General features: G+C 70.2%; 21 protein-coding genes and 1 pseudogene. 13 read left to right on the forward strand and 9 right to left on the reverse strand.

All coding sequences use genetic code 11. The annotated features are described in order from the left end of the window. Positions 1-560: 560 nt before the first annotated feature. Complete coding sequence (locus ACMGFH_RS12600; RefSeq protein WP_415378795.1) at positions 561-1,376, forward strand: hypothetical protein; 816 nt, start codon at positions 561-563, stop codon at positions 1,374-1,376. 178 nt (positions 1,377-1,554) lie between these two features. Here ACMGFH_RS12600 and ACMGFH_RS12605 read toward each other — a convergent pair whose 3' ends face one another. Then, complete coding sequence (locus ACMGFH_RS12605; RefSeq protein ID WP_415378796.1) at positions 1,555-2,964, reverse strand: class II fumarate hydratase; 1,410 nt, start codon at positions 2,962-2,964, stop codon at positions 1,555-1,557. Between the two features lie 112 nt (positions 2,965-3,076). On the opposite strand from ACMGFH_RS12605, the pseudogene ACMGFH_RS12610 reads away from it, so the two are divergent. From ACMGFH_RS12610 to ACMGFH_RS12625, 4 genes and pseudogenes are all read left to right on the forward strand, one after another. Then, positions 3,077-3,523 (forward strand): annotated as a pseudogene (locus ACMGFH_RS12610) (DUF5680 domain-containing protein). A gap of 43 nt (positions 3,524-3,566) precedes the next feature. After that, on the forward strand, positions 3,567-4,316 hold the full coding sequence (locus ACMGFH_RS12615; protein WP_415378797.1) for a hypothetical protein: 750 nt from the start codon (positions 3,567-3,569) through the stop codon (positions 4,314-4,316). Positions 4,317-4,418: 102 nt separating this feature from the next. Beyond that, positions 4,419-6,899, forward strand: coding sequence for a GAF domain-containing protein (locus ACMGFH_RS12620; protein WP_415378798.1), 2,481 nt, complete (start codon positions 4,419-4,421; stop codon positions 6,897-6,899). 130 nt (positions 6,900-7,029) lie between these two features. Then, positions 7,030-8,673, forward strand: a complete 1,644-nt coding sequence (locus ACMGFH_RS12625; protein ID WP_415378799.1) for a methyl-accepting chemotaxis protein — start codon at positions 7,030-7,032, stop codon at positions 8,671-8,673. Between the two features lie 90 nt (positions 8,674-8,763). On the opposite strand, the gene ACMGFH_RS12630 is transcribed toward ACMGFH_RS12625, so the two are convergent. Together ACMGFH_RS12630 and fen are read right to left on the reverse strand one after the other, a co-directional pair. Further along, complete coding sequence (locus ACMGFH_RS12630) at positions 8,764-9,948, reverse strand: twin-arginine translocation signal domain-containing protein (protein ID WP_415378800.1); 1,185 nt, start codon at positions 9,946-9,948, stop codon at positions 8,764-8,766. 215 nt (positions 9,949-10,163) lie between these two features. Continuing rightward, entirely contained in the window at positions 10,164-11,144 is a 981-nt protein-coding gene (fen, locus tag ACMGFH_RS12635; RefSeq protein ID WP_415378801.1) for a flap endonuclease-1, read from the reverse strand. Positions 11,145-11,246: 102 nt separating this feature from the next. Here fen and ACMGFH_RS12640 point away from each other — a divergent pair, with 102 nt between their 5' ends. From ACMGFH_RS12640 to ACMGFH_RS12660, 5 genes are all read left to right on the forward strand, one after another. After that, complete coding sequence (locus tag ACMGFH_RS12640; protein ID WP_415378802.1) at positions 11,247-12,041, forward strand: hypothetical protein; 795 nt, start codon at positions 11,247-11,249, stop codon at positions 12,039-12,041. Then, positions 12,038-13,369, forward strand: a complete 1,332-nt coding sequence (locus ACMGFH_RS12645; protein ID WP_415378803.1) for a hypothetical protein — start codon at positions 12,038-12,040, stop codon at positions 13,367-13,369. The genes ACMGFH_RS12640 and ACMGFH_RS12645 overlap by 4 nt, the downstream gene beginning before the upstream one ends. A 61-nt stretch (positions 13,370-13,430) precedes the next feature. Continuing rightward, a complete protein-coding gene (locus ACMGFH_RS12650) occupies positions 13,431-14,840 on the forward strand; it encodes a hypothetical protein (RefSeq protein ID WP_415378804.1) in 1,410 nt (469 codons plus the stop codon). Positions 14,841-14,849: 9 nt separating this feature from the next. Then, positions 14,850-15,656 (forward strand): hypothetical protein, encoded by an 807-nt coding sequence (locus ACMGFH_RS12655; protein WP_415378805.1) that lies wholly within the window; start codon positions 14,850-14,852, stop codon positions 15,654-15,656. Beyond that, on the forward strand, positions 15,653-16,975 hold the full coding sequence (locus tag ACMGFH_RS12660) for a hypothetical protein (RefSeq protein WP_415378806.1): 1,323 nt from the start codon (positions 15,653-15,655) through the stop codon (positions 16,973-16,975). The genes ACMGFH_RS12655 and ACMGFH_RS12660 overlap by 4 nt, the downstream gene beginning before the upstream one ends. 39 nt (positions 16,976-17,014) lie before the next feature. On the opposite strand, the gene ACMGFH_RS12665 is transcribed toward ACMGFH_RS12660, so the two are convergent. Continuing rightward, positions 17,015-17,464 (reverse strand): TIGR00725 family protein, encoded by a 450-nt coding sequence (locus tag ACMGFH_RS12665; RefSeq protein ID WP_415378807.1) that lies wholly within the window; start codon positions 17,462-17,464, stop codon positions 17,015-17,017. Positions 17,465-17,572: 108 nt separating this feature from the next. Here ACMGFH_RS12665 and ACMGFH_RS12670 point away from each other — a divergent pair, with 108 nt between their 5' ends. Further along, positions 17,573-18,838 carry an alkaline phosphatase family protein gene (locus ACMGFH_RS12670; RefSeq protein WP_415378808.1) on the forward strand — a complete coding sequence of 422 codons (1,266 nt, stop codon included), beginning with the start codon at positions 17,573-17,575 and terminating at the stop codon, positions 18,836-18,838. A gap of 39 nt (positions 18,839-18,877) precedes the next feature. Here ACMGFH_RS12670 and phaC read toward each other — a convergent pair whose 3' ends face one another. Genes phaC through ACMGFH_RS12690 form a run of 4 tightly spaced genes read right to left on the reverse strand, consistent with a single transcriptional unit; the run spans position 18,878 to position 21,729 of the window. Further along, positions 18,878-20,293, reverse strand: a complete 1,416-nt coding sequence (gene phaC, locus ACMGFH_RS12675) for a class III poly(R)-hydroxyalkanoic acid synthase subunit PhaC (protein ID WP_415378809.1) — start codon at positions 20,291-20,293, stop codon at positions 18,878-18,880. Between the two features lies 1 nt (position 20,294). After that, complete coding sequence (locus ACMGFH_RS12680) at positions 20,295-20,840, reverse strand: poly(R)-hydroxyalkanoic acid synthase subunit PhaE (protein WP_415378810.1); 546 nt, start codon at positions 20,838-20,840, stop codon at positions 20,295-20,297. A gap of 38 nt (positions 20,841-20,878) precedes the next feature. Next, a complete protein-coding gene (locus ACMGFH_RS12685; RefSeq protein ID WP_415378811.1) occupies positions 20,879-21,427 on the reverse strand; it encodes a hypothetical protein in 549 nt (182 codons plus the stop codon). A 5-nt stretch (positions 21,428-21,432) separates the two neighbouring features. Further along, the gene (locus tag ACMGFH_RS12690; protein WP_415378812.1) at positions 21,433-21,729 is read right to left on the reverse strand and encodes an AbrB/MazE/SpoVT family DNA-binding domain-containing protein; all 297 of its coding nucleotides are present in this window, start codon (positions 21,727-21,729) and stop codon (positions 21,433-21,435) included. Between the two features lie 473 nt (positions 21,730-22,202). On the opposite strand from ACMGFH_RS12690, the gene ACMGFH_RS12695 reads away from it, so the two are divergent. Beyond that, complete coding sequence (locus tag ACMGFH_RS12695) at positions 22,203-22,757, forward strand: MaoC family dehydratase (RefSeq protein WP_415383245.1); 555 nt, start codon at positions 22,203-22,205, stop codon at positions 22,755-22,757. A 121-nt stretch (positions 22,758-22,878) separates the two neighbouring features. On the opposite strand, the gene ACMGFH_RS12700 is transcribed toward ACMGFH_RS12695, so the two are convergent. Further along, the gene (locus tag ACMGFH_RS12700) at positions 22,879-24,252 is read right to left on the reverse strand and encodes an NADH:flavin oxidoreductase (protein ID WP_415378813.1); all 1,374 of its coding nucleotides are present in this window, start codon (positions 24,250-24,252) and stop codon (positions 22,879-22,881) included. A 126-nt stretch (positions 24,253-24,378) separates the two neighbouring features. Between ACMGFH_RS12700 and ACMGFH_RS12705 the strand changes: the two genes are divergently transcribed. Next, positions 24,379-24,807 (forward strand): universal stress protein, encoded by a 429-nt coding sequence (locus tag ACMGFH_RS12705; protein WP_415378814.1) that lies wholly within the window; start codon positions 24,379-24,381, stop codon positions 24,805-24,807. Positions 24,808-24,852 lie beyond the last annotated feature (45 nt).

A 24,852-nucleotide genomic window follows, 5' to 3' on the forward strand; every position in this document is an offset into this window, starting at 1 on the left:
AAAAACACACCCTTCGGTCGCCGCGCATGGGACGACACCGCCGGATCGCTCCCTGCCCTCGTCACTGGCTCACCTCCGCGCACCGTCTTGCAGGTGTTCAGTTCAGCCTACGGAGTGACCAATCGCGGTGGCGCGCGCTGTCGCGGGTTTCATCCCGCGACAGCATCGCGCGAGGGATGACTGAGCGAGCGTAGCGAGCGAGGGAATCGGCTGGGGAGGCGTGAGGCGCAGTGCTGTTGCGGTCGTCCTGGTGGACTGAAAGGGCGAGACCAGGTCGCGCTGTCTGTGCGGGCCCTATCCGAGGGAGCGCCAGCGACCGAGGATATCCCGCACAGACAGCGCGAGCGGGTCGAGGGCTTTCATCGCCTGCTGCCGTCCGCGGTCACTGTAACTTCTAGCGAGCGGGTCGAGGGCTTTCATCGCCTGCTGTCAGTAGCGCTCGCGTCCGTTCACCTTCCTCCCACACTACTCCGCACAGAAACCACTACTCCACTCACACGCGATACAGAACAGTCCGTTCGATGCGACGGTTTTTGCCGGCCGAACCCGTATTCCCGCCGATGCGGTGGCGCCTCCTCCTCGCGCTCGCGGTCGTCGTCACCGCCGGCTGCGGCTCGCTGGTCGGCGCCGACGAGCGCCCGGACGCCGCGACGGACACGCTCACGCCGGCGCCGATCCCGGAGGTCACGCCGACGCCCGAGCGGTGGGGCGTCGCGCCCGGACTCACGGGCAATTCGGTGGCCGACCTCGACGCGCTGGTCGCGGCCCACCGCGCGGCGACCGCGAACCGCTCGTACGTCTGGCGCGAGCGCCGCGGGTCGACCACCGGTCCGAACGGGTCCGTGCCGCTATTCAACCGAACGGTCGCACAGATCGAGTCGCAGTCGGTCTATCACGTCCGGGCCGGTGACGAGCGCGTCCGCCTCCGCTCCGGGACGACCACCGTGGCCGACTACTCGGAGTACGCCGACGGCACCGACCGGTTCGTCCGCTACCGCCACGTCGGCCGGCGGGACTACGAACGCGAACGGCGCCACCCGATCGACCCGAACGGCCACCCCCATATCGGCCTGAGCGCCGCCGGGGCCATCGAGCGATACCTCGACGTCGAGTCCGCGGCGGTCGCCGCGGTGACCGTCGACGACCGACGCCACTACGAGGTCGTCGCGCACAACTGGTCTCGCGCCGACGACGACCGCGTGAGCGGGTACGCCGTCACGGCCGTCGTCTCGCCCGCAGGGTTCGTCCGGTCGCTCGACGTCTCCTACACCGTCCACGCGGCGGGCCAGTCACGCCGCGTCCGCTACGCCTTCGCCTACGAGCGCGTCGGCGAGACGACCGTCGACCCGCCCGAGTGGTACGCCGAAGAGAACTGACCGGTCGAAAAAGTCCGAACCGGGCTCGTATTTAGGAGGGGGTCGCTCCACTCGGACCTCCCTACTCACGGCTCGCTGCGTTCGCCGTTCGGTTTCCCGAGATTCTCGCTCCGCTCGCACCTCCCTACTCGCGGCTCCTCGCAGTCGCCGCTCGTATTCAGGAGGCGCTCGCGCCTCCCTATTCGTCGCCCAGAATGACCCGCTCGGTCATCTTCCGCGGGTCGAGCACCTCGTCGGCCTCCTCCTCGCTGAGGTAGCCCTCGGCGACGACGACCTCCCTGATCGTCTTGTCTTCGGCCATGGCCTGCTTGGCGACCTTGCTGGCCTTGTCGTAGCCGATGGCGGGATTGAGCGCGGTCGCGAGCGCCATCGACTGCTGGACGCGCTCCTCGCAGTGCTCCTCGTCGGCTTCGAGTTTCGCGACGAACTTCTCGGCGAACACCTCGCTCCCGTTTGCGATCAGTCGGGCGGACTGCAGGAAGTTGTTCGCGAGAATCGGCTTGTACAGGTTGAGATCGATCTGGCCCTCGGCGGCGCCCGCGGAGACCGCGGCGTCGTTGCCGACGACCTGCTTGTGGACCTGGTTCACCGCTTCGGCGACGACCGGGTTGATCTTCCCGGGCATGATCGACGAGCCGGGCTGGTTCTCGGGCTGATCGATCTCGCCGAGGCCGTTCCGGGGGCCGGAGGCGAGCAGGCGCAGGTCGTTGGCGATCTTGTTCAGGCTGCCGGCGACGGTGCGCAGGGCGCCGTGGGCCTCGGACATCGCGTCGTGGGCGGCCTGGGCCTCGAAGTGGTTGTCGGCCTCGCGGAACTCGATGCCCGTCTCCTCGCTGATGTACTCGGCGGCTTTGGAGGGGAACTCGGGGTGGGTGTTGAGGCCCGTGCCGACGGCGGTCCCACCGAGGGCGAGTTCGCTCAGGTGGTCGGTGACGCTCTCGACGCGCTCGACGCCCTTCTCGATCTGGGTGCGATAGCCCGAGAACTCCTGTCCGAGGGTGATCGGCGTCGCGTCCTGGAGGTGCGTGCGGCCCGTCTTGACCACGTCGTCGAACTCGGCCTCCTTGTCGGCGAGCGCGTTGGCGAGTGTCTCCAGCGCGGGGAGCACGTCGTTCTCGACCGCTTCGAGACTGGCGACGTGCATCGCGGTCGGGATCACGTCGTTGGACGACTGGCCGTAGTTGACGTGGTCATTGGGGTGGATCTCGCGGGAGCCGATCTCGCCCCCCGCGAGTTCGGTCGCGCGGTTCGAGATGACCTCGTTGGCGTTCATGTTCGAGGAGGTGCCCGACCCGGTCTGGAACACGTCGACGGGGAACTGGTCGTCGTGCTCGCCGGCGATGACCTCGTCGGCCGCGTCGACGATGTGGCCCGCCGTCTCCTCGTCGAGGAGTCCCAGATCGCGGTTGGCCTGCGCGGCGGCCTTCTTCACGACCCCGAGCGCGCGGACGAACCGGCGTCCGAACGTCTCCTCGCTGATCGGGAAGTTCCCGATCGCGCGCTGGGTCTGAGCGCCCCAGTAGGCGTCTGCCGGAACCTGCATCTCGCCGAGGCTGTCCTCCTCCGTGCGATAGTCCTCGTCTGACATACGCGGACCGACGGCTGGAGAGGCGTAAAAGGCACCGAAGACGGGCGGGGATCCGTCGCCCGCGGCCCCGCCGGCACACATGCTTTTCTCGCTGCCGTCCCCGACCGCCACCATGGAGACCGACGAACTCCGCGCGTTCGTCGTCGACGCTCACGCGAACGGATACGCGACCACCGAGGCCGCCGAGACCGGCGACGGACAGCGGGTGATCGAGTACGAGCGCGGCGACTGGCGGTACGTCGACCGCTACGTCGGCGGCCGGGACTTCCTCGGCGCCGAAGCGGTGACCTACCGGGACGACCCCGTCTGGGGGATGCACTACGACGGGTATCTCACGACCGACGACGCCGACACCGACGAGGTCTAAGACTTCCTCCGTGACGCGCTCGAACGCGTCTCCGCGTCCGACCCGTTTCGCGGCCCCGACTTCGAGCGCGGCGAGTTCACGTACGAGTGCCGAACGAACGGCGATCTCGGGCGATTCGAGGGTGCAGAGGAAATTCGACTCGCCGGTCGGACCGTCTACGAGGGCCGTTTCGCCGGCGGACGTGTGGAGTGACGGCCACCCAAGACATTTGTCGGCGGCCGCGGATCGGCCAGCCATGCGTCGTCCAGCCCTCCACCTCGCGATTGCTGTCTGCGTCCTCCTGGCCGGCTGTTCGCTGCTCGGGCCGGATCACACCCGCGACGAGCGCGCCGAGTCCGCGCTCGCGGACGCCAGGGACGCGGTCAACGACACCGAGACCTACCGGTTCGACGGCGACCTCTCCGTCGTCGCGACCGTCGACGACCGGACCGAACGCGTCGACGTGCGACTGAACGGCACCGTCGACGCGGCCGCTCAGCGGATGCACGGCTTCGCCGAGCGCGACGGCGAGGTCGTCGAGTCGTACCTGCACAACCGGACGCGGTACCAGGAGTGCGGCGGGATGATGGACATGTGGGCCGTCACGGAGCGCGATGCCGACGACTGGTCGACGCTGACCCCCGCCGACCGGCAGCTCTCCCTGCTCGAATCCGGATCCCTGTACTACAACGGGACAGAGACCCTCGACGGCGAGGAGACCGTCCTCCTCGTCGGCGAACCCACGACCGAGGCGCTGACGCGATATCAGGAGCGCCGGTCGCGGTCGCTGCTCGGCGGCCCCACCGTCGAGAACGCCGAAGTGCGGGTCTGGATCGACGAGGAGACGGACCGGCCGCGCGAGACGCGCGTCCGGTTCGAAGTGTCCCAGGACGGGAACACGGCGACCGCGACGATGACGACGCGATTCCACGACTACGGCTCGGACGTCTCGGTCGACGTGCCCGTGATCCCCGAGGAGGAGCGCTGGTCGGGCGAGTGCCCGTAGCGTAGCGAAACCCTCCACGGCGGGCCCGTCGAATCTCTTCGTTGATACTGACCCCACGACGTTTATGCCGGGGTACGTTGTCGGTGTCCAACAGACACACGGATGCGAGACGCTCCACGGGACGGGAGCGGGGTGGCCGACGCCTCGGACAGCGACGACGACGACGGCGCGGGGCGAGTCCCGAGTCTGCTGGCGCTGGGACGGACGGCGCTGGACGCGAGCGGCGGCGCACTCCTCCGGGTGGACGGCGACCGGTGGGCGGTCCACACTGCCGTGTCCGACGACGACGCGACGCCGAGCGTGCTCGATGACGCAGTGCGGGCGGCGGCGCGAGCCGACGCGCCAGTGACCGTCGAGCGACCGGATGGCGACGCCGGCGTCGAGACCCGGTTCGTCGCGACCAGAGTGCCGCTCGACGACCGGTCGGGCGTCGTCTACTTCTCCGACGCGGCCCAGTACGACGACGCGGCGGCCGCGCCCGCCCGAGCGGTGGTCGAACTGGTCGGCCGCCTCGTCGCGGTGGAGTTCGGTGCCACGACGGCCGGCCCGGGGTGGTCCGAACGCGCGTTCACCGAGACGCTCTTCGAGACGGTGACGGACCTGCTGTACGCCTTCTCGGCCGACGGGACCATCGTCCAGTGGAACGACGAGTTGGAGGCGGTGACGGGGTACGACACCGCGGATATCGCGGGGATGGACGTCCTGGAGTTCGTCGCCGAACCGGACAGGGACCGCGTCGCGAGGTCGATCCGGGATCTGGGTCCCGGGACCGAACCGGAGCCGGTGGAGGCGGACCTCGTGACCGGCGACGGCGAGCGGATCCCCTACCAGTTCAACGGGGCGCCGATCGCCGACGACGGCGAAGTCGTCGGGTTCGCCGGCGTCGGCCGCGACGTCTCCGAACAGCGCCGCCACGAGGAGACGCTGACCGCGCTGCACGACGTGACCCGCGAACTCCTCCCGCTGGACTCCGAACGGGCCATCTGCGAACGGGTGGTCGAGGCGGTGACGGACCTGCTCGATATCGAAGTCGTCGGGACGTTCCTGTTCGACGAGGCGGCCAACGAACTGGCGCCCGCCGCGCAGAACGCCGGCGCCGACGAAGTGGTCGACAAGGTTCCAACATTCGGTCCGGGCGAGGGGATCGCCTGGGAGGTGTTTATGCGAGGGGAGGTCGCCATCTTCGACGACGTACGCGGCGCAGAGGACGTGTACAACCCCGAGACCGCGGTCCGGTCGGAGCTGTTCGTCCCGCTGGGCGAGCACGGGATCTTGCTCGCGGGGTCGACGGCGACCGGCGCCTTCGACGAGCGGACCGTCGAACTGGCCGACCTGCTGGCGGCCAACGCGGAGGCGGCCCTGGACAACGTCGCCCGCAAGCGCGAACTGGCCGACCGCGACGACAAACTGTCCCGCCAGCACCGCCGGCTCGAACGGCTCGTCGAGGTCAACGATCGGGTCCGCCGGATCGGCCACGCGCTGGTGGGCGCCGACAGCCCCGAGGAGATCACCGACCTCGTCTGCGAGCGACTGGCCGCAGTCGAGCGATTTTCGCTGGTCGGCCTCTCGGCCCCGGACGGGCCCGGCGATGTGGCGCTGCGGGCGACGGCCGGCCGCGGCGAGGACTACTTCGAAGCGGTCGAAGCGGCGGCCGACGCCGACGCGGAGACGCCGATGCGGCGCGCAGCCCGGACGCGCGAGCCGGTGGTGGTCAACCGCGTCGGCAGCGATTTCCGCGACGAGCCGTGGCGGCGGGCGGCGCTGTCGCGGGACTTCCGGTCGGTGGCCGCCTTCCCGCTGGTCCACGACGCGGTCTCCCAGGGCGTGATCGAGGTCTGTGCGGACACGCCGGAAGCGTTCGACGAGGAGACGGTGACCGTGCTGGCCGAACTCGCGGACATGGTCGCGGAGGCGACCGGCGAGGCCAAGCGACGCCGGGCCGCGAGCGCCGGCGACGAGGTCGAACTCGTCGTCCGCATCGACCCCTGGCCCGACCCTATCGGGCCGCTGGCCGACGCGGTCGGCGCGCCGGTGACCGTCACCCGCGCCGTCCCGGCGGCCGACGGCTCCTGTCTCCTCTACGTCCGGACCGACGCCGACGCCGACACTCTCGCGGACGCGCTCGCGACGGCGCCGGGCGTCACCGACGGTCGCGTGGTCGCGTCCGGCGGACCGACGCGGTTCGAACTGACGACCGCTCGCCGCACGGTCGCGGCCGCGCTTCGCGACGCCGGCGGGCGGTTCGTCCGTCTCGATCTCTCGGACGGGGCGGCCCGACTGGTCGCCCGCGTCCCGGCCGCGACGGACGTGCGCGAGTTGGTCGAGCGCCTCGGCGACGACGGAACTGTCACGGTCCTCGCCCAGCGGACGGACCCGGCCGACCCGGACCCCCGCCCGCTCGACGCGCTCACCGACCGACAGCGGGCGGCCCTGCTGGCCGCCTACGACGCCGGGTTCTTCGAGTGGCCCCGCGAGAGTTCCGGGGAGGAGGTCGCCGCCGACCTCGCGGTCTCCCAGCCGACCTTCGTCGAACACCTCCGGCGCGCCCAGTCGAACCTCCTCGCGGACCTCCTCGACGAGTGACCCGCTCGACCGATTCTCAGGACCGATACTGGCTGCCCCGGACGGTCCCTATCCACATTGGGGTTGGTCCGGGCCGACCCAATCCCGATAGGAGCGACGCTCATTGGGGATAATTCACATACTTCGAGGTATGTTGTCGCTACTGGCGTCACGCATCGAGACCGGCAGTCCCTCTGACGAGCGCGACCCGACGGGACCGGACGCGGATCGATCACGAGACGGAGACGTCGAGACCGGGACCGACTCGTCGGCCGCGGCGCTGGTCGAGAGCGTCCTGAACGGGCTGACCGAACCGACCGTCGTGGTCGACACCGACGGCGAGATCTCACACGTCAACAGCCAGGCGCTGTCCCTGTTCGGGACGGCCGAGGATGCGGCGACCGGCGAACACCCCCACGAACTGTGGGACTCCGACGTGTCGGACGTGGTCGGTGAGGCCCTGGCCGAGCGCCGCGACGTGCAGGACGACGAGGCGACGCTCGTCGTCGACGGCGAGGAGACGCCGGTCAGCCGGACGGTGACGCTGCTGTACGACGACGACGGGAGTTGCGTCGGCGCGATGGCCGTCTACGACGACAGCTCCGAGCGCCGGCGCGAGCGCCGACGGAAGCGGGCACTGGAGGGGTACCAGGAGACGGTCATGGACGACCTGCAGGACAAGCTCGACCGCCTCGCGGAGGGCGACCTGACGGTCGACCCGACGACCCCCGAACCGGAGGCGGACTTCGAGGCGGTCCGGGCGATGCACGAGAGGGTCGAGGCGATGAACGGCGATCTCGGTCGCGCGGTGTACAACATCCGGCAGGTGATCGATGCGCTGACCGAACAGTCCGACGACCTCGCGGGGACGAGCGACCAGCTGGCGGCCTCCTCGGAGGAGGTCACCAGTTCGATCGAGGAGATCGACGCCTCCAGCGCCGAACTGGCCGACGGAGCCGAGGACCTGGCCGGCCGCTCCGAGCAGGCGAACGGCACCGTCGACGACCTCTCGGCGTCCATCGAAGAGATCACCGCGACCGTCCAGGAGATCGACGCCCAGTCCGAGGAGGCCTCGGAGCTGGCCGAAGAGGGCGTCGGGGAAGTCGACCGGGCGGTCGGCGAGATCCGCGAGGCGACCGACGCGACCGCCGACGTGACCGACCGGATCGACTCGCTGGAGGCGTCGATGGAGGAGGTCAACGACATCGTCGAGATGATCGCCGACATCGCCGACCAGACGAACATGCTGGCGCTGAACGCCAACATCGAGGCCGCCCGCGCCGGCGAGGCCGGCGAGGGGTTCGCGGTCGTCGCCGGGGAGGTCAAGACCCTCGCCGAGGAGTCTCAGGACTCCGCCGAGGACATTACCCGGATCATCGAGCGGGTCCAGGCCCAGACCGCCGACCTGGTCGACAGCATCCACGAGGCCAACCGGCAGGTCGACGAGGGCGCCGACGCCGTCGAGACGGTCGGCGAGCGCCTCACCGCTATCCGCGAGCGGGTCGACGCCACCAGCCAGGGCGTCACGGAGATCACCGGCGCCGTCGAGACGCAAGCTCAGAACGCCGAACGGGTCAGTTCCATCGTCGAGGACAACACCGCGCTGGCCGAGGAGATCGCCGCCTCCGTCGAGCAGATCTCCGTCGGCCTCGACGACCAGACGACCGCGATGGACGAAGTGGCCCAGTCCGCCGAGCACCTCAACGCCATGGGCGAAGACGTGCACGACCTCGTCGACCGGTTCCGTCTCGCCGCCGCCGAGAATGCGACGATTGACGAGGCCGACGCGGTCTGAGCGATCTCTGGGAGGCGGTCACGCCGCGACCGACTGGCGCCGGTCGGCCCGCGGCGGGCGCGACGGCGATCCCGAGGCCGCGACGACCGCTCAGGACTCGTCGGTGTCAGTCGGCGTCTCGGTCTCGGTCGGGGTGTCGGTCATCTCGCCGTCGTCGGTCGGCGTCTCGGTCTCGGCGCCGGCCGTGCCGGTCGCCGTCCCCTCGCTCTCCGGCAGCACGAACCCGAGGTCGACGACCGCCTGGCCGATCTCGGTGTAGGGGCCGTCCTCGGCGCCCTCGCTGGTGACGAAGTCGTAGGTCTCGTCGTCGTCCGTCTCCAGGTGCGGCATGGGGATGAGCGGCTTCACCGGCGCCGGCGGGAACGGGACCTCGGCGACCGCGTCCGGGTCGTCGAGCGTGACCTCGATCATCCGGTGGCGACCCGGTTCGAGGTACTCCGAGACGCCGACGACGCTCTCGAGCGTCTGCCCCTCTACCAGACGCGCGTCGTGGAGCGCGACGTACCCGCCTTCGGAGAGCACCGCCTCCCCGACCGAGACGGTGTCCCCGTCGAGCACCTGGTTCTCGAAGTCCACGGTCGCGAAGGGCATCGCTTCCTCGTCGGTGGCCGTGTCCGTCGCGGTCTCGCCGACGTTTCCGCCGGGCGTGTCCGTATCGGTGCCAGCGGGCGTCTCCGTGCCGGTGCCGGCGGGCGTCTCCGTCGCGGTACCCTCGCCATCCCCGGTCGCGCCGACGAACGCCAGATCGACGACTGGCAAGCCGGCCTCCGCGATGGGGCCGTCCTCCTCGCCGTCGCTCTCGACGAAGTCGTAGGTCTCGTCGTCGCCGGTCTCGGCGTGGGGCATCGCGACGAGCGCGCCCATCCCCTCGAGACTGTCCTCCTCGAAGTCGGCGCCGGGCACGTCGAACAGTTCCGTCTCCGTCTCGTAGTGGACGCCCGCATCCAGCCGGTCTGTCACGCCGACGACGCTCTCCAGCACGTCGCCCTGGAAGAGGCTCAGGTCGTGGAACGCGACGTAGCCAGGCTCGGAGAACGTCGCCTGGTCGACGACCACGTCGGTCCCGCCGGTCTCCTGATTGCTGAACTGCACCGACGCGAACGGAGTGGTCTCCGACTGGCTGTCGCCCTCCTCGTCGTCGCCTTCCTGGGCCGTCCCGCTGACGACGGCACCGGTCCCGATCGCGAGCGCGCCGGTCGCCAGCGCGCCGGACTTCATGAACGTTCGTCGGCTCGTTTCACCGGTAGCTGCTCGGTCTGTGGAGTCGTCTGTCATGGTTTTCTCCGCCGACACTTAGGATTTTCCGTGAATAAACCCGGGAAACCGTTTTTCCGGTAATCTCGCGGTACGGCTCGGTAGGTCGGCCTACTCAGAGTAAGCCGGCTCACAGCAGAGTAGCGACCGTTTTCGCGGGCGGACGCCGGACAGACGGCCTTGCATACGCGCGCCGCAGTTCGTGCGGCCGGCCGACGGCTCCGGTTCGGGGTCGGTCAGGTCCAGCGGTCGAGGCCGGTCTGGACGACCGACTGCTCGATGCGCTCGAAACCGCGCTCGACCTCGTCGGGGTCGACCTCCCACTCCTCGCAGACGTACGCGCGAGCGGCCTCCATGTCCGGCTCGATCTCGCGGTCGAAGTCGTACTCGTCGGTGACCGCCGGGTTCAAGAAGAGATCGCGGATGCGGTCGGCGTTGTCGACGTACACGTCGCGGGCCTCGAAGACGCCCCAGATGTCGCCGTGCTCGCGGACGGCCTTCACGGCGGTCTTGGGACCGATCCCGGAGACGCCCTCGTTGAAGTCAGTGCCCATGAGGATGGCGGCGTCGACGAGTTGCTCCCACGTCAGATCGTGCTCGTCCAGCGTCGCCTCGAAGTCCATCAGTTCGGGGTCGCCCTTGCTGGTGAGCTGGCGGAGCGTCAGCGGCGCGCCGAGCAGGAGCGCGTCGTAGTCCTCCGTCCCGACGTAGTCGACGCTCCCCTCGCGGGCCATGTGGGCGGCCTGGGCTTCGCCCTCGGCGGGCGCCTCGATCACGGGAACGTCGAGCAGTTCGAGGATCTCGCGGGTTGTCGTGAGGATGGTGTCAGTGAGCCGCTGGGTCTGCGATTCGAGGCGTGCGACCGCGATCCCGTCGCCCTCTTCGCGGGCCGTCTCCAGTTGCTCCTCGCGCTTCTCGCGCTCTTCGCGGCGCTGTTCGACCTCGTCGTCCTTGAGGTCGACGACGGCGCCGTCGAAGACGAACACGGGCGTCACGTCGTGCTCGAAGAACTTCGGGAGGCCCTGGACGATGCCGACGAGGTTGGCGACCTCGTCGCCGTCGACGGTGGTGTAGATGTCGTCGTTGGTCCACCGGACCGTCGTCGTCAGGTACCGGTACAGCCAGTTGTGGGCGTCGACGGCGACGACCGACCCCGCCAGGTCGTCGAACGGCACGTCCTCCAGCGCAGCCAGGTCGCGCAGATCTGCGTTTCCCATCGGCCCTCGATACGGCCGAGGCCGATTTGAATCCCCCGACACGCCGACCCCACCGACCTATCCATGAGATATATATTTCTGGCGAAATGACATCTCGTATCGATGCGCCCATTCACGCGACGCCGCGCCCTCCAGGCCGCTGTCGGCCTCACCGCCGGTTTCGCCGGGTGTAACGACTCCGGCGGCGGCGGTGGTGGTTCGCCGACGCCCTCGGCCGGTCGGCGCCCCGACGACGACCACGTCGCGCTCGACCCCGAATACGTGACTCTCAGGGCGAGCGACTACGAACTCGGCGAGCGGTTCGCCTGGTTCGTCGACCCCGAGGCGCGACCGACCGACGGCGGGACGGTCGAGCGCGGCGACCGGCTGTTCCGCGGGCTCGTCGCCGACCGCGCGACGGCCGACACGCTCACCATCGATGAAGACGCCGTCGCCGAGACCGAGATATCCGACTCCCCCGGTGCGGTCCGGGAGTTCGTCGCCGAGACGGACTTCGACCGGGAGACGCTGCTCCTCGACCGGCAACTGACGTACGAGTGTTACCGGCTCATCCTGTGCTACGTCAGCTGGGCCGACCGCGAGGTCGAGACCCGCTACGGCCGATTCCTCCGCGACCACGACGTGTCCTGCGAGGCAGACGCGCGCGACGGACACCTCACGTTCGTCCGGATCCCGACTTCCCTCGACCCGGAACGGTACGAACACGGCGGAACCGGGGTCGGGAACGGGCACTGTTTCCCACCGCCCGGCGAGCGCGGACGGCCGACGCCGCCCGTCACCCACCCCGGGACGACAACCGGCTCGGGGACCCCGGCAGAATCCGAGACCGTGACGGACTCGGAGGCCACGGGGGAGACCTCGGCAGACGCCGTGTCCCGTGACGGGGGGACGCGGTGAGCGACGAGGCGCCACCGGCCGAGGCGCGCGTGACCCGACGGGGTGCCCTTGCGCTCGGCGGCGCGACGCTGCTCGCGGGCTGTGGCGTCCCCGGGAAGCTACTCGGGACGGGTCCGGTGGAACTCGACGGCCCGGAACTCCGGGTCGTGACCTCCCGCGAGGCACCGGCGGTCTCCCGACCGTTCCCGGTCGAGGTCGCCGGCTCGCACGTGACCGCCTCCAGAGAGCGAGCGTACGCGACGCTCGACGCGGTCCCCCTCCCGCTCACCGCCGACGAGGTGCCGAACGGGGCGATGCGCGAGGAGGTCGCCGACCACGCCGAGCGGGCGCGAAGCCGCCTCGCCGAGGCGATCGAGGCGCCGGGCGTCCGCGATCGCCTCGAACGGCTCGGCGACGCCCGCGGGTTGGCCCGCGTCGCCGAGGGGATCTGGGCGGTCGCGAACGACGACCTGACGGCGGCGGACGTGCGGTCGTCCCGCCGCTCGACGCGCGAGGCGATCGACGCGTTCCGCGAGGACTGGACGTACGTCGGCGACGACGCGGTCCGGGCGCTGCTCGTCCACGACCTCGTCGAGGGGTGGGGCGCGAGCGCTCGCACCGCGATCGAACCGGACGACCGCCACGCCGAGGGGGTCGTCAACGCGCTCGTGGTCGGTGAGCGAGCCGGGTCCGTCGAGGGAGCCCGCGCGACGCTCGCGGACACGGAGCACGTCGGCGACCGATTCAGGGAGTCGCTGACGGACCCGCGGTCGCTGCGTTCGACGTTCGCGGACGCGCACGACTCGCTGGCGTCCGCCGTCGACTCGCGGCTGGCCGACCTGCCGGGCGCGAACGCCGACGTGAGTTCGATGGTCGACGGCGACGCGGAGGGGACGGTCGCCGGCCAGGCTCTCGCCGACCTCCACGGTGATCTCCACCGCGAGAGCCGCCGGACGTCGACCGACCGGCCGGCCGGCAGCGTCGTCGAAGCCACCGAATCACTCGCCCGGGTTCGCGCCTTCGAGGCGCTCCGCAACCGGATCGAGGCCGACGAGTACCATACGGTCCAGAGCGCCGAGGACGTGCAGGCGATCCGGTCGGCGGCGGCGGAAGCTGTCGAGGACGCGCTCGCAGAGGGCACCGACGAGCGCCTCGCCCGGGCCGTGTTGACCGGGCCGGTCGGCTGGTTCGACTACGTCGGCCGGTACGTGGAGCGGTACACCGGCGGCGACTCGGTCCGCCTCGACCTGGTGGACAGGGACATCGCCCTGTACGTCCAGATCGAGGTCATTGCCGCGGCGACGCCCGCCGCCGTCGACGAGGCGCTGGCCGCGCTGGGCGTCGAATGAGGCGCCGCCGCGCGTCCGTCGGCCACGAGACTTTTACCGCACCGCCTCGCCGCTCCTGTCAATGGACGGACTGACGCGACGGCGGTTGCTGGCGGTCGCGGGGACGACGGCGCTCGCGGGCTGTCCTGATTTCGGCGCCAGCGGGGAGGCGGAGACGACGCCGTTCGACGCGACGGCGGTCCAGACGGCCGTCTCGGGACCGCTCCCGGAGGTGCCCGAACCGTTTCCCGTCCTCGTCGCCCCGTCGCACTTCGACGGCGCTCGACGGGCGGTCCGGTCGACGCTCGACGAACTCCCCGATCCGATCCCGTCGGCGGGGACCCTCGACGAGACGACGCGGGCGCCGGTTCGGCGCAGCGTCGAACGCGCTCGCGAGAAACTGGCGGCGGCCGACGACGCCGCGACGACGCGGGAGCGGCTCGGCAGCCTCCGCTACGCGCAGTACTCAGCCGAGCGCGCCGCGAGCACGTGGGCGTTCGCGACCGACGAACTCTCTCGCGAGGCGGTGCGCTCGCGCGGGATAACGCTCGAACGCAACGTGGACTCGTTCCGCGACGACCGGACCCTGGTCGGCGACCCCGACGACCCCGTTCGGGCGCTGCTCGTCCACCCGATCGTCGAGTCGCTGACCGAAGACGCGGCCGACGACGCCACGCCGGAGTGGGACGACTACGAGCCGGCGTCGTCGGACGCGCCGACGGCCGATGACACCGAGGCCGAGCAGTTGCCCGACGCACTGGCCGTCGGGCAGCGCGCCGCGGCGGTCGCGATGGGGCGGGCGCGACTGGCCGACGCCCGTCACCTCGCCGAGCGATTCGCCGACTCGCTGACCGATTCGCGCTCGATGAGACCGCGCTTCGTCGACGCCCGGGAGTCGCTAACGACGACGCTGGACGGGCGGGTCACGGACCTCCCGGGAACGGAGGCGAACGACGCCGAGGAACTGGTCGGGTCCGACGCGAGCGGCGTCGGCCGTGCGGTCGAGTCCGCGCTCCGAAAGCTCCACGCTCACGCTCACTACTTCGCCGACCGCGACCCGACGGCAGACCCGGCGTCGGACGTGCTCGCGCGCTACGAGGGGATCGCGACTGTCGACGCCTTCCTGTCGCTGCGCGATCGAGTCGCGAGCGACTCGTCGTTCGCCGTCGACAGCGCCGCAGCGCTTCGGGAGCGACGATCGGCGGCCGTCACCGGCATCGAGAACGCGCTCGAAGCCAGCGCCGACCGCCGGCTGGCGCGGGAACTGCTGGCGTTCCCGGTCGCCAAGCTGGCGAGCACCGACGCGGCGCTCCGGGAGTGGGGCGAACCGGCTATCCAGCGAGCCGCCGTGGGCGACCGGGCCAGGTACTACGTCGAGTTCGCCGCGCTGGCCCGCGCCGTCCCCGCAGCCGTCGACGAGACGCTGGCAGCGCTGGGGGCCGGCGGGTCAGACCGAGCCACGAGATATTTACCGCGCAGGAACGGACGGTGAGTACGTCAGATGTCCCCGCTCACGCGACGCCGCGCCCTCCAGGCAGCCGCCGGCCTCACTGTCGGCCTAGCCGGCTGTAACGACACGACAGCCGGCATCGGCCGCGAGAACCCGCCGAGCGGCACGCCCGCCGTCCCCCGACGGGGCGGCGACCAGGTCGCCAGTGACCCGGACTACCTCGTCCTGCGCGCCGAGGGACGGGATCGAAGCGAGCCCTTCCTCTGGTTCGCCCACGACGCGGACGAACTCCCGACCGACGCGGAGACCGCGAGGAAGGGGAACCGCGTCAGCGACGGTCTCATCGCCGACGCCGCCGTCGCGGAGACGTTCACCGTCGACGACGACGCCACCTGGAGCGACCTCTCGGACTCGCCCGACGCGGTCCGGGAGTTCGTCGCGGCGACCGACTTCGAGACCGAGACGATACTCGTCGACAACTATGCCGTCCGCGCGTGCTACCGGCTCGAACTCTGTCACGTCACCTGGAGCGACGACGACGTCGGGACACGCTACGGCAGGTACCTCCGCGACCACGACGTCCGGTGCGAGGCCGACGCCCGCGACGCGCGGGCGACGGTCGTCCGCCTGCCCGTCGCACTGGACCCCGACCGGATCACCGGCAGCGGGACCGCCATCAGCAGCGGCGGGTGTTTCGCCTCGCCGGACGAGCGCGGCGAACCGGGCGCGATGGCCGCGGGCGCATCGGGAACCGAGACCGAGACGACGGGCGAACCCGAGACCGAAGCGGCGGCCGGGCCGGCGACTGGAACGCCTACGCCGACCGGCACCGCGGAGACCGACGGGGGCGACCGATGAGCGACGGCCACGAGGGCGCGGTTGGGCCGCGCGTGACTCGACGCGGTGCGCTCGCCGTCGGCGGCGCTGCCCTCCTCGCAGGCTGTGGTGTCCCGAAGTTCCTCGGGTCGGGGCCGGTCGAGGTCGACGGCGGCGAGGTGGCCGATATCGCGGGTCGCGACTACCCGCAGATCACCGAACCGTTCCCGGTCGACGTGACGCAGTCGCACGTCGCGGCGTCGCGCGAACGGGCGCACTCGCTGCTCGCGGCGGCGCCCCTGCCACTGACCGCCGACGAACTGCCGAACGGCTCGATGCGCGACGACCTGCACAACCACGCCGAACACGCGCGGACCCACCTCGCGGAAGCGGTCGAGACCCCGTCGACTCGCGAGCGCCTCGAACTTCTCGCACACGCTCGCGGACCCGCGCGAACCGTCGCGGCGACCTGGGCGTACACGCGCGACGAACTCACCGCCGCGGACGTGCGCGAGGCGTGGGAGTCACACGCGGCAGACCTCGAGGCCTTCCGCGAGCGGCGCGAGTTCGTCGGCGCGGACCCGGTCCGCGCGGTGATCGTCCACGACGTCGTCGATCGGTGGCTGACGGACGCCGAGGACGACGGCGTGCTCCGGTCCACGGGGGATAAGCCCGCCACCGCTCTCGTCGTGGGCGAGCACGCCGGCACGGTGGAAGAGGCGGAGGCGGCGCTCGGCGACGCTCGTCACGTCTACGAGCAGTTCGTCGACTCGCTCTCGGACCCGACCTCGATCCGCGAGCGGGTTCTCGCCGCGCACGACTCGCTCGCCGAGACGATGGACTCTCGGCTGGCCGACCTGCCGGGGGAAGACGCGGACGTGCTCGCCGAGTTCGAAGGGGACCTGGAGCGGACCGTGGTCGGCGAGACCCTCCGGAGCCTCCACACGGACCTCCCGTACGAGGTACGAGTACCGCAGGACACCGGCGCAGCGACGACCTTCCTCGGCCGAGTGGACGGTCTCGCGACGATCGGCGCGTTCGAGGCGGTGCGCGACCGCGTCGAGGCCGGCGACTACCGGACGGTCGAGGACGTCGAGGACGTCCTGGCGATCCGCCAGGCGGCGGTCACCGCGATGGAGGACGCGCTGGGAGCGTGCGCCGACGAGCGACTCGGGCGGACGGTGCTCGCCGATCTGACGGGCTGGTTCGACTACGCCGAGCGAGATATGAGCCGCTACGACGACCCGGTCGAAGTCGAGGACATCGCGGACGAACTCGCCATCTACGTCGGCGTCGAGACCATCGCGGCGGCGACGCCCGCCGCCGTCGACGAGGCGCTGGCCGCGCTCGATGTCGCCTGAGCGACCGAAGCCCCACGGGTCCCGGCGCGCGGGCTTCTCTCACGCGCGCCGCTCGACAGATTCGACCGCCTCCTCCGGTGTCTCGACGTGGTCGATGCCGTCGACGCCATCGATTCGGTGTGTTCCCAGGCCCGCGACGGGTCTGCCGAAATCGAGCGCGTGGCCGAGTTCCGAGAGGGTTCCCGTCCCGCCGTCGACGGCGATCACCGCGTCGCCGTTCATCACGACGAGTACGTTCCGCGCGTTGCCCATCCCGGTCGCGATGGCGGTGTCGACGTGCTCGTTCGCGTCCGCGCGGCGCTCGGTCGGCAGGATGCCGATAGTGTGGCCGCCCGCCTCGCTCGCGCCGCGACAGACCGCCTCCATCACGCCGCCCAGCCCGCCACAGACCACTTCGTGCCCGCGGTCGCCGAGTTCGCGGCCGAGCGTTTCGGCCGTCGTCGCCTCCTCGTCGGTGACTCGTCCGCCGCCGATGACGCTGACTCGCATAGCGACGGCTGGGGCCCGACCCACCTAAATCGATCCGCTGTAACCGGTCCCGGCGATAATGTAACCCATACGGAAAGCTTACTTAATCGAAATGTGTAACACAGGCTAATGCTTCGCCACGGCGAGACCGCGACCCTCCTCGAACGGCAGGCGCGAGACGGGCTCGTGGTCCCAGACTACGAGGGATACTGCTTCGCGAACGTGCCCGGGACGGCGGGAGACGTGCTCGGCGTCGACGTCGGCCGGGCGCTCCCGGCGGACGCCCTGTCGGGGATCGAGACAGCGGTATCCCACGTGGTCGTGGCGGTGCTGGACAGCCTCGGCTGGCACCGGTGGCGCCGCGACGCCGACGACCATCGGTTCCTGTCCCGCCTCGACGAGCGCGGCGCGGTGGCGCCGTTGACCTCCGTCGCCTCGGCGTCGACGGCCCCCGCGATCACGAGCGTCCACACCGGCGCGACGCCGGCCGAACACGGCATCCTCGGCTGCGACGCCGCGCTTCCCGGCGCGGAGACCATCGTCCGACCGTTCCAGCACGACGTCCGCCCGGACGTCGCCGGGGCGTCGACCGAGCCCCCTGTCGAGGCCGGCGAGTGCATCCGCGTCGAACCGGTGTACCCGCGTCTGGAGCGGGAGGGCGTCGAGACGCGGGTCGTCCAGCCCGCCGAGACGCTGGACACCGAGTACGCGGAGGCGACCCTCCGCGGCGCGACGCAGGTGGCTTACGACGACCCCGCCGACGGCGCGCGGACGCTCCGGCGGGCCCTCGCCGACGCTCGCGGCCCGTCCTACACGTACTGGTACACGCCGGTACTCGACGAGCTCACCCACGAGTACGGCCCGGACTCCGGCGCGTATCACGACGCGCTCGGCCGGGTGACGCGGTACCTCTCGCGGGCGCTGTACGACGGCGTCGACGCCGAGACCGCGGCGGAGACGCTGCTGATCGTGACGGCCGACCACGGGGCGATCCCGCTCGATTCGGGACCCGCTGGGTCACTCCGGGTGCTCGACGTCGAGGGGATCGGCCAACGGCTCCAGCGGCGCGGCGGCGACGCGGTCCCGCCGTTCGGCGACCCGCGAGCCTGCCACCTCGCGGTCGAGCGCGGCGAGACGGGCGCGGTCGTCGACGCGGTCGAATCCGCCGGCGCCACGGCCGTCACTCGCGAGCGCGCCCGCGAACTGGAACTGTTCGGTCCGGCCGACGCGCCGGGCTGGGAGCGCTGTGGCGACGTGATCGTCACGGACGACGACCGGGCGCTCGTCTACCCGAGCATGGAGAAGGTCGCGGACTTCGCCGGCATCCACGGCGGGTTCACCCCCCGTGAGATGGGGGTCCCGTTCGCGGCCGCGCGGCTGTCCGAGTTGCAGTAGCATCGGGAAACGCGAAAGCGGAATCGAGAGTGAGCGACCTTACTCGACCTGCTCGAACCAGTCTTCGACGCGGGCGACGGGAGCGCCGGTGACGTCGGCGACCTCCGCGGGGTCGCTGGCGACGAGGTCGGCGACGGTGGCGATGCCGGCGTCGCGCAGGCGGTCGGCGTAGGTCGGGCCGATCCCGGCGACGGTGTCCACGTCGGGGCTGTCCGGCTCGTCCTCTGCGGACGCCTCTTCCTCCGCGGCGGCCTCGTCGTCGGATTCGACCGCCGCTTCGGCGTCTGCCGCAACGGCCTCGACCGCGGCTTCGGCCGACTCCTCGTCGTCCTCGGCGGGCGCACGGTCGGCGTACCACTCGCAGACCTCGGGCCAGACCTCGTCGTGCGACGACGAGGACACCGAGAGGCCGATGTGACCGGTCGCGTACTCGATGGTGGTCACGTCGTCGGAGCCGACGACCTCGTTGAACGGCTTCGAGGCGTCGGCGGGGATGAGGTGGTCGTACTCGCCCATGATCTGCAGGACGGGCATGTCGATGTTCTCGACGTTCACGTGCTTCCCGTCGAGGTACATCTCGTTGTTGTAGAGCTTGTTCTCCTGGTAGAGGTCGGTGAGGAACTGGTCGTAGGCCTCGCCGGCGACGTCGATGCCCTCGGAGAGCCACCGCTCCATGCGACCGAAGTTCTCGACGAAGTCCTCGTTCTCCAGGTTCTCGTAGAAGCGGACGTACTTCGAGACGTAGTTGTCGACCGGGTCCATCAGCGCGAACCCGACGTCGAGGAACTCCGCGGGGACGTTGCCGAACGTGTCGGTGACCTCCTCGGGGTCGTAGTACTCGTCGGCGCCCCACTGTTCGAGGACGCCGCCGGTCCCCCGGAAGCACAGCCCCGCGGCCATCAGGCCGAGGGCGTTGACCTTCTCGGGGTGGAGCGCGGCGTACATGGCCGACATCGTGCCGCCCATGCAGTAGCCGAGGATGTTGATCTTGTCCTGGCCGGAGCGCTCACGCACCTCGTCGACGCAGTTCTCGATGTAGCGGTTGACGTAGTCGTCCAGCGTCAGGTGCTGGTCCATCCGCGAGGGCTCGTTCCAGTCGATGAGGTAGACGTCGTGGCCCGCTTCGAGCAGGCGTCGGACCACCGACCGCTCAGGCTGGAGGTCGAGGATGTACGGCTTGTTGATCAGCGCGTAGACGATGAGGATGGGGACGTCGTGGGTCTCCTCGGGCTCGATGCCGGTCTCCTCGGGCTTGTAGTGGAGGAGTTCGAGCTTGTTCTCTCGGTAGACGACCTCGCTCGGCGTCTGGCCGACGTCGACGGTCTCGACGGTCGTCAGCGCCTCGGGGAGGTCGGCGTTGCTCTCGGTCGCCTGGGTCATCGTCTCCAGCGCGGTGCGCTGGGCGTCCAGGGCCATCGAGATGGGGTTGAACGGGTCCGCGCGTTCGCTCGCCATCTTACTCCTCCAGGTGGTCGAGGATGCGATCGAGCTTCTGTTCGACGTCGTGCTGGCGTCGCTCGAGTTCGACGAGTCGCTCGCCGACCTCGTCGATGTCGTCGCGAGTCGAGAACCCCATCTGGGAGAGGGTGTCCTGGCTCACGTCGTCGGCCTCGCGGCGCATCTCCATCATGCGCTCGACGAGCTGGCCGTTCGCGGCGGCGAAGGCGCTGGTCGACATGACCTCCTTGAACGCCTCGTTGGCCGACTGCAGCCAGATGTCCCGGTACTCCGCCGGGGCAACGTCCTCGCCCTGAGCGGCGTCGGTGCTCCGCTCGAACATCTGCTCGGCGGCGTCCATCCACACCTCGTAGGCGCGGTTGTACCCCTGGATCCCCTCGGCCATCGCGTCCTCCTCGGGGACCGAGTCCTCGACGGCCTCGGCCCACGACTCGACGAAGGCGGCCTGGGCTTTCATGTTCTGTTCGAGGGAGTCGGCGACCGCGTCGTTCATCTCCTCGACCATCTCGGTCCACTGCTCTTGCACGTCGTTTGCGTTACTCATGGTATGTGTTCGTGTATGCTGAAAGAAAAAACCGTGTTCTACGCCTCGACGGCCTGTGCGGCGCGCTCCTGGACGTCGCTGACCTGGTCCTGCAGGTCTTCGACCTGGTCCTGAAGCGTCTCGAGCTGGTCGCCCCACTGCTCGGCCACGTCGACCGACTGGGACTCCAGTTCCTCGTGGGCCTCGACCAGCATCGCGACCTGCTCGTCGACCGCTTCGACGTAGTCGGCGGTCAGCTCGTCGTAGGCGTCGGCGCCCTGCTCGTACTCTGCGGCGACGGTCTCGAAGACCTCCGCGTGGTTCTCGAGCAGGAAGTCGTACTGCTCGTCGACGGCCGCGCGGACCTCGTCGACGCTGCCGGCCGCGCCGGGCACCGAGGACTCGACGACGTCGAGGTAGCTGTGGAGCATCGTCTGGGACAGCTCGACGCCGCGGCGCTGGGCCGACTCCTGGCTGTCGAAGCTGTCGACGACGGCCTCGTTGACCGTCTGCTGGAAGTCGATGGTCTGCTCCAGCGCCTTCTGGCTCTGCTCGATCGTCGCGCGCTGCATCTCGAACGCCGTGGTGATGGGGGTCGTGTATGCCATGTGTATCACTCTCGATTTCGCTTGACCGGGATGACGACGGTCTGGACGATGTCTCCCTCCTCGATGTCGAGCGCCTCGCGCTCGGCGTCGGGGATGGAGATCCGGCCGCCGGACTGCACGCGAGTCTTGAAGGTAGCCGTCTGACTCATCGCGCCGAGCTGGTTCATGTCCAGCCCGCCGGCGCCCGCCTGCATCATCTGACTGAGGAACTCCTGTTGGGTTTCCATCGCCTGCTCGCTCATCTCCTGCATCCCGCTGAACATCGTCGGCGGCCACGCCGGACCGTCGTTCTCGTCGGTCATCAGTCAACTGTCGGTACACCCCTCAGATACATAAGGGTTGCGCTGAATACCATTCAATACCATCGTGTACCACTCAATGGAACACCATCGCGATATCGACCGCTCCAGAGAGGGAGTGATCCGGTCGCACCGGCGAGACATTGCCCACGTAGGCACCACTGATCGAAGCCGAAGAGCCGGACAGAACGGGATCCGGGGGAGACCCGGACGGGAACCGGCCGGTAATCGGTCGTTACCGCTCCGTCGGCGCCGGAGCGAATCGACGGTGACCGACCGAGTCCGAGCGAGCGGAAACCACCGGGTGGTAAGACCATCGTATCCCACCAGGAAGCCACAGAGACGCGTTCTCGGCCGATTTCGTGAGACCACGTACCACTACGTTTTAATAGCATCAAACCCAAACGAGGGTATCGATGAGTTCTGAACCGCACCGAAACGCGCTGCTTGACACGTGGACGCAGACGTCGTCTCACATGTTCAACAGCGTGGTCGCGGCCAACCGGGCGGCGTTCGCGGCGTTCGGCGTCTCCCCGTCGTCGGAGGAGGACGGAGTGGACGCCGTCGACCGGATCGAGGCCGACGAAGACCTGCCCGAGTGGCACGTCGAGTTGACGGAACACGACCGCGGACGCCTCGGCGTCGGCGACCGCGTCGAATTCACCAAGACGATCTCCGACCGGGACGTCAAGTCCTTCGCCGCCGCCAGCGGCGACACCAACCCGCTCCACCTCGACGACGAGTTCGCGAGCAAGACCCGCTTCAAGGGCCGCATCGCCCACGGGACGCTCGTGGGCGGCCTGATCAGCGCCGGCCTCGCCCGCCTGCCCGGCCTGACTATCTACCTCTCCCAGGATCTCGAGTTCCACAACCCCGTCCGTCTGGGCGACCGCCTCACCGCCGAGTGCGAGATCGTCGAGGACCTCGGCGACGACCAGTACCGCCTCACCACCCGCGTCGTCGACGATGGCACAACCATCATCGACGGCGAAGCCGTCGTCCTCGTCGACGAACTCCCCGACGACGACTGAGGACCTTCTGTCCGTGTTCGACCCGTTTGCCGCCGACCCGTGAGCGCCGTCGCTGTCGCCGCTGCGAGACGGTTCACCGCGGTTCGAACGGACCGGACCTACACACCGGCCGGGATCGCCGTCACCGACCGCTTTCCGACCCTTCGTTCGCCCCCCGGTCGTAGACGCCCGCTCCGTCCAGCCGAGCGCGCTCGCGAACGACCGAAGGAGTTCGACAGGTCCCCGGTGCGCCGGTCACCTGCGGGACGGTGCAGTTGTTGCAACTGGCACAGAGCGCCCCCGAGTTCCCGCGCCGCCCGCTCTCTCCGAGCAGTCGCGCACCCAGTCGCGGTTCGGCGTAGAAGGGCCGACCCATCCCGACGAGGTCGCAGGCCGGTTCGCCGCCGGAGGCGCCCAGCAGCTCGTCACACGTCTCGCGCTCGCGAATCCCGCCTTCGCAGAGGACGGGTACGTCGACGCGCCGCCGAACTCGACGACAGAGGTCGGCGTTCCAGCCGGGTTCGCGGGGGAAGCGGCGACTCTGGAGCCGGTTCAGCGCCGCGACGGCTTTCGCGTGCAGCGGGCCACCGAACGCCGCGGCGTAGTCGCGCTGCAGGTCCGCGGCCGCCCACGCACGGTCCGGGTAGGCGCCCCTGACGACGCTCATGTCCCAGAACGTCGAGACCGCGACCGGGACCACGGCGTCGTATCCAATATCGGCCACCCGTTCGCAGATCCCGACCGCGTCGTCGCGCGAGAGCCGACGGCGGACGAACCGCGGGGCGGCGGTCTCGGCCGGCACTTTCGTCGCCAGCGGTACGTCGCCGGCGTGGTCCCGAACGGCGTCGTGGACCGCTTCCAGAAAGCGCACACCGCCGCTACCCGGCGGTTCGCCGGGCCCGTCGCCGAACTCGTCGTCGCGGCGGTTGTAGAACGGCGAGAGGAACTGCTGGACGACGCCCATGTTCGCACCGGAGAGGTGGATCCCGTCGTATCCGGCGTCGGCCGCGTAGCCCGCGGCCCTCCCGAACTGCTCGGCGAGGTCGTACACCTCCGCCGTGGACATGACTCTCGGCTCGAAGTCGACGAGCCCCAGTCGGTCGAGCGCGCGCAGTTGCGGAGGGGGCCGGGAGACCGCGAGTTCCTCGTGGTCCGGGTTGCGTGCGCGGTGGCCGGCGTGCCAGACGGCCATGCTCCGCAGGCCGCCGTGGGCCAGCTGGACGAAGATGCGGCCGCCGTGGTCGTGGACGGCGTCGGTCAGCCGCGAGCAGCGCGCGACGAACTCGGGGTCGTGGAATCGGGTCATGTTCGGCGCCGCACAGCCGCTCTCGGCCGTGACGACGCTGGCGCCCTGGAAGATGAGCCCGACGCCCGACGCCGCTGTCGGTCCGAGCTCGTCGATGAACGTATCGACGGCGTCGGGGCCGTTGCCGGCGCATTCGAGCAGCGGCGCTCGGTAGAGGCGGTTGGGAACGTCGACCCCGCCGACGGAGACCGGATCGTCGAGCGTCGCCATACGCGAACTACCCGAGTGGACAGGTTAAGCCTACTCCCGACGTATGCCGAGGGCTACCGCTGCCGGGAGCGGTCGAACCGTCGCGCACCTATTTACCGCCGATCCGCCTCGGTCCGCACGAGGACTATGACCGATCGAATCCTGCTCTCGCTGGACGAGAGCGCGGCGAAAGGGGGAGACGCGACCTGGGTAGCGGTCGACCACGCGCTCGACCTGGCGGCACGCAGCGGGGGCGTCGTCCACGCGCTGTACGTCGTCGACACGAGCCGGTACGGGGAGCCGGCGCTGAGCAGCGGCGAAATCCTCGTCGACGAGGCCGAGGACGCGGGCCACGACCTGCTGGCGATCGTCGACACACGGGGTCGCGAGCGCGGCGTCCCCGTTCGCACGCGCCGTTGCCACGGCCGCCCGAACGAGGAACTGCCGGCCTACGCCGTCGATATCGACGCCGACGCGGTCGTCCTCGCCGGTCGGCGCCGGCCGGGACGCGTCCGTCGCGAACTCGAACGGGTCGCCGAGAGCGTCGTCGCGCCAGGTACCGTCGTCCGTCGGTGACCGCTACGGGCGAGGCCCGTGTCCCGGTTCCGATGCCGTGAGACA

Origin of the sequence: Halosimplex rarum (assembly GCF_047715405.1) — an archaeon.
Taxonomy (GTDB): Archaea; Halobacteriota; Halobacteria; order Halobacteriales; family Haloarculaceae; genus Halosimplex; species Halosimplex rarum.

Excerpts from the sequence above, each read along its gene's own strand:
- ACMGFH_RS12700 (WP_415378813.1), bottom strand. The coding sequence starts at position 24,252 with ATGGCGACGCTCGACGATCCGGTCTCCGTCGGCGGGGTCGACGTTCCC.
- ACMGFH_RS12620 (WP_415378798.1), top strand. The coding sequence starts at position 4,419 with ATGCGAGACGCTCCACGGGACGGGAGCGGGGTGGCCGACGCCTCGGAC.
- phaC (WP_415378809.1), bottom strand. The coding sequence starts at position 20,293 with ATGGCGAGCGAACGCGCGGACCCGTTCAACCCCATCTCGATGGCCCTG.
- ACMGFH_RS12600 (WP_415378795.1), top strand. The coding sequence starts at position 561 with ATGCGGTGGCGCCTCCTCCTCGCGCTCGCGGTCGTCGTCACCGCCGGC.
- ACMGFH_RS12655 (WP_415378805.1), top strand. The coding sequence starts at position 14,850 with ATGTCCCCGCTCACGCGACGCCGCGCCCTCCAGGCAGCCGCCGGCCTC.
- ACMGFH_RS12680 (WP_415378810.1), bottom strand. The coding sequence starts at position 20,840 with ATGAGTAACGCAAACGACGTGCAAGAGCAGTGGACCGAGATGGTCGAG.
- ACMGFH_RS12660 (WP_415378806.1), top strand. The coding sequence starts at position 15,653 with ATGAGCGACGGCCACGAGGGCGCGGTTGGGCCGCGCGTGACTCGACGC.
- ACMGFH_RS12705 (WP_415378814.1), top strand. The coding sequence starts at position 24,379 with ATGACCGATCGAATCCTGCTCTCGCTGGACGAGAGCGCGGCGAAAGGG.
- ACMGFH_RS12605 (WP_415378796.1), bottom strand. The coding sequence starts at position 2,964 with ATGTCAGACGAGGACTATCGCACGGAGGAGGACAGCCTCGGCGAGATG.
- ACMGFH_RS12695 (WP_415383245.1), top strand. The coding sequence starts at position 22,203 with ATGTTCAACAGCGTGGTCGCGGCCAACCGGGCGGCGTTCGCGGCGTTC.
- ACMGFH_RS12640 (WP_415378802.1), top strand. The coding sequence starts at position 11,247 with ATGCGCCCATTCACGCGACGCCGCGCCCTCCAGGCCGCTGTCGGCCTC.
- ACMGFH_RS12615 (WP_415378797.1), top strand. The coding sequence starts at position 3,567 with ATGCGTCGTCCAGCCCTCCACCTCGCGATTGCTGTCTGCGTCCTCCTG.
- ACMGFH_RS12665 (WP_415378807.1), bottom strand. The coding sequence starts at position 17,464 with ATGCGAGTCAGCGTCATCGGCGGCGGACGAGTCACCGACGAGGAGGCG.
- ACMGFH_RS12650 (WP_415378804.1), top strand. The coding sequence starts at position 13,431 with ATGGACGGACTGACGCGACGGCGGTTGCTGGCGGTCGCGGGGACGACG.
- ACMGFH_RS12690 (WP_415378812.1), bottom strand. The coding sequence starts at position 21,729 with ATGACCGACGAGAACGACGGTCCGGCGTGGCCGCCGACGATGTTCAGC.
- ACMGFH_RS12630 (WP_415378800.1), bottom strand. The coding sequence starts at position 9,948 with ATGACAGACGACTCCACAGACCGAGCAGCTACCGGTGAAACGAGCCGA.
- ACMGFH_RS12670 (WP_415378808.1), top strand. The coding sequence starts at position 17,573 with ATGCTTCGCCACGGCGAGACCGCGACCCTCCTCGAACGGCAGGCGCGA.
- fen (WP_415378801.1), bottom strand. The coding sequence starts at position 11,144 with ATGGGAAACGCAGATCTGCGCGACCTGGCTGCGCTGGAGGACGTGCCG.
- ACMGFH_RS12685 (WP_415378811.1), bottom strand. The coding sequence starts at position 21,427 with ATGGCATACACGACCCCCATCACCACGGCGTTCGAGATGCAGCGCGCG.
- ACMGFH_RS12625 (WP_415378799.1), top strand. The coding sequence starts at position 7,030 with ATGTTGTCGCTACTGGCGTCACGCATCGAGACCGGCAGTCCCTCTGAC.